The 3,355-nt window shown below is 52.9% G+C and carries 2 protein-coding genes; one reads left to right on the top strand and one right to left on the bottom strand.

Going from position 1 to position 3,355, the window contains the following annotated elements; genetic code table 11:
* The coding region (locus ACETWG_04630; GenBank protein MFB0515876.1) for an SUMF1/EgtB/PvdO family nonheme iron enzyme at positions 1-2,081 on the top strand (2,081 nt) is incomplete at its 5' end.
* A gap of 179 nt (positions 2,082-2,260) precedes the next feature.
* On the opposite strand, the gene ACETWG_04635 is transcribed toward ACETWG_04630, so the two are convergent.
* Positions 2,261-3,355 (bottom strand): sulfatase-like hydrolase/transferase (locus ACETWG_04635; protein ID MFB0515877.1); only part of this gene is annotated, 1,095 nt, incomplete at its 5' end.

Genomic DNA, 3,355 nt, shown 5'->3' on the forward strand with positions numbered 1-3,355 from the left:
CCTCGATTGCGGCAGGGGCCTTTCTCATGGGAGCCGATTTGTCACGGGATTACATTACCGCAGAGAAGGGCATCTTTATCCAGGACGAATTCCCTGCCCGGCAAGTGAAGATCACCCGCAGCTTCGAGATTTCGAAGTATGAGATTACCAATGCTCAGTACGAAAATTACGATCCCGCCCATGCGGCTTGGCGCGGTAAAGCCGCTGGTATTTCGACAAAAAACAGCGACGCCGTGGTCTTTGTCAATTGGAATGAGGCAGTCAGCTTCTGTGAATGGTTCTCCGCGAGGGATGACCAATACGATTACCGCCTGCCGACCGAAGCTGAGTGGGAGTACGCTTGTCGCGCCGGGACAAGGACCCCGTTCAACGACGGAGTAGCCGGTGATATCTACGCGCTGAACCCACTCGGCTCCCTGGCGGGCGAATGGCGAATTATCACCAATTGGTTTACGACACGTGGTAACCGCAATACGGAGAAGATCGCTCACAGCTCTCCCGATGCAGTGGACCTGGCCGTTCGCCGGCAGGGACCTAACGCTTGGGGGCTGTTCAATATGCACGGCGGAGTGGAGGAATGGACACAGGACTGGTACGGCCCCTATGTCGAGACCGATCGGGAGAATCCCGTCGGTTATACCAGCGGAATTGCCAAGGTCGTTCGTGGAGGCAGTCACAATGTACATCTGCAGACGCTCCGGTCCGCCAACAGATCAGCGGCTATCCCAACCGATAAGCATTTCCTGCTTGGATTTCGGGTAGTGCGCGTGCCAAAGGGGCAGACACTGCCGGAAGCAACGTTACAGCAGCCCATTAAGGCGTGGGCCAGGAGTGTCACGCAGAAGGTGTATTCGTGGCCCTCAGACAGTAAAGACCCATTCTTTCAGGGGCCGGTTTCTCTATACGACATGCGCACCGCATATAACACACCCGGATTGGCGGCGCAGTTCGATATCCCGCTCTATACTCACCAACACTCACCGGCGCTAACCTGGTCCGCAAATGGCGATCTGTTGCTGGCCTGGTTCTCCGGCGAAAGCGAAAAGGGACAGGAACTGACCATACTCGAATTGCGCGGCCGGCGCCGGCCAGATGGTTCATTGGTTTGGGATACCGAAGTCTCTGAATTCTTTAAAGTAGCGGATCGTAATATGCACGGGGTGCAGTTGTGGAACAACGCGACCCGGATCGCACATGGATTCAACGAGCCCTTCACGCTCTATCACATCAATGGTATCTGCACCGACGGTAAATGGTCTAAGCTGGCGATGTCCTTTCGCAAGAGCACCGACAACGGGGTCACCTGGACCCAACCGGTGATGATGAAGCAGGACTCCGATGCCCTGCACCTGGATTCTAACCGTAACCAACCCCAGGGAGACGTTACGGTGACGTCGGACGGCGCTTTTCTATCCTTTTCGGACGGCTCGGCTATCGGCGGCTCCGGGTCGTCCATTAACTACAGCAGTGACGCTGGCGAAACATGGGCAGTGCGCGGCCTGCATGGGCCTCCCGGAATCCATGTAGGCAGCGTCGAATTAAATGATGGCCGGATCCTCGCGTTCTCCCGCGACAAGGGCGCAACGTTTGGGACACTGCCCCAGAGCCTGTCGCCCGATCAGGGAAAGACATGGTCCTTCAGCAAAACTGAGTTTCCCCCCATAGGAACGGTCCAGCGTCTATCGTTGCTGAGACTCGAGTATTCCCAACCATCGCTGGACCCGGGCAAGCTGGGGCAAAAGCCGATCCTTCTTATCAGTATCGCCCCTGAAGGCATGAAGGGGAAGGATGCAAATGGGCACGAGACACAGATATACGGGACTTTTGCGGCCATCTCCTGGGATGAAGGACAAACCTGGCCCGTCAAGCGTGTGCTGAGCGATGTAAAGAGCGGCAGCCAGAGCCATGTGATGGGTCCCTGGAACACAACTTTCACCATAGATTCTACGCACGGCCAACCGAAGTCATACTGGGCGGCAACCCAGACACCCGATGGGATCATACATCTATCGGATGGTCGGCTCTATTACGCCTTCAATCTGGCATGGCTTAGGGGAGCCTCCGCCCAAACTTCGGACTGAGTGAGATTCTCATGCTGCCATCGATCAGCTGGTAGTGTCAATAATCTTTCGCACATTTGTCAAAGCTTCGCAGGTTTGAGCCTTGGGTCCACGAGGAAAAAAGACCGGCAGTTTGCGAGGAGCCTAAGTCATAATCAAACTGAAGCAGCTCAATCCATAAATGCGATTGTGACGGAGCACTAATTGCCTTTCAAGCCTTTGACAGGGTAGTCCGGCGAATAAGCATAAGCCTGCTCCATCAGGGATTCAATTTTCGTCACAATTTCCGGATGCTTTGCTGCTAAATCCGTTGTCTCTCCCGGGTCATCCTTCAAATGATAGAGTTCCAGCGGCTGACCAACGCCGATTCTGACCACCTTCCAGTGACCCATCCGAAGGGCCTGCTTGAAAGTTCCCCTCACGTGCCCGTAGTCCCAATACAGATATTCGTGTTGTTTCTGCTTTTGTCCCAGAAGGCCCGGCAGTATTGAAATGCCATCAATGTTGGATGGTGTTGGTAATCCGGCAATATGCGCCAACGTAGGCAGTATGTCCCAGAAAGCTATCATCTGATCATTTGTTGCGTTAGCGGGTATTTTGCCAGGCCACCTTGCTATGAAAGGAACCCGTATGCCGCCTTCATACAGGTCACGCTTTCCGCCTCTGAAAATTCCGTTGCTGTCAAAGAACTCTATAGGAGTGGACACTCCCTTGTATGGTCCGTTATCACTTGTAAAGAACACTGCTGTATTACTGTCAAGACCGAGATTCTTCAGTAGAGCTATTATCCGCCCTACATCCGAATCCATTCGGGTTATCATTGCCGCGTAGTTCTTGGCAATTTGCGGCCAGTCTTCAATATTATAGGGTTCGTCACTGGGCACAATGTAATGGTCGGGCGAATCCTTCGGATAATCAGAGAAATGCGGAATCGTATAAGCCAGGTATAAGAAGAATGGGTTCTCACGATTTTCTTTAATGAAGCCGATTGCCTTTTCTGTAAAGAGATCGTGAGTATAGAGCATATTTTCCCCGCCGCGATTGCCCTTTAGTTTGCCAACTTCATTTTCGACAACGACTTTCTGCAGCAAAACCACCTTGTCGTTCTCCCACAGGTAATCTGGATAGTAGAAATGGGCCTGGTCCTGATTGATATGGCCATACCAGTAGTCAAAACCCTGATAGTTAGGTATGCCCCATGAACCGGGGTTACCCAACGACCATTTCCCTATGCCGCCTGTTTTGTAGCCCGCCCTTTTCAAAATTTCAGCAACAGTTAAATCATCCGGTCTTAG

It is taken from the genome of Candidatus Neomarinimicrobiota bacterium (assembly GCA_041862535.1).
Taxonomy (GTDB): Bacteria; Fidelibacterota; Marinisomatia; order SCGC-AAA003-L08; family TS1B11.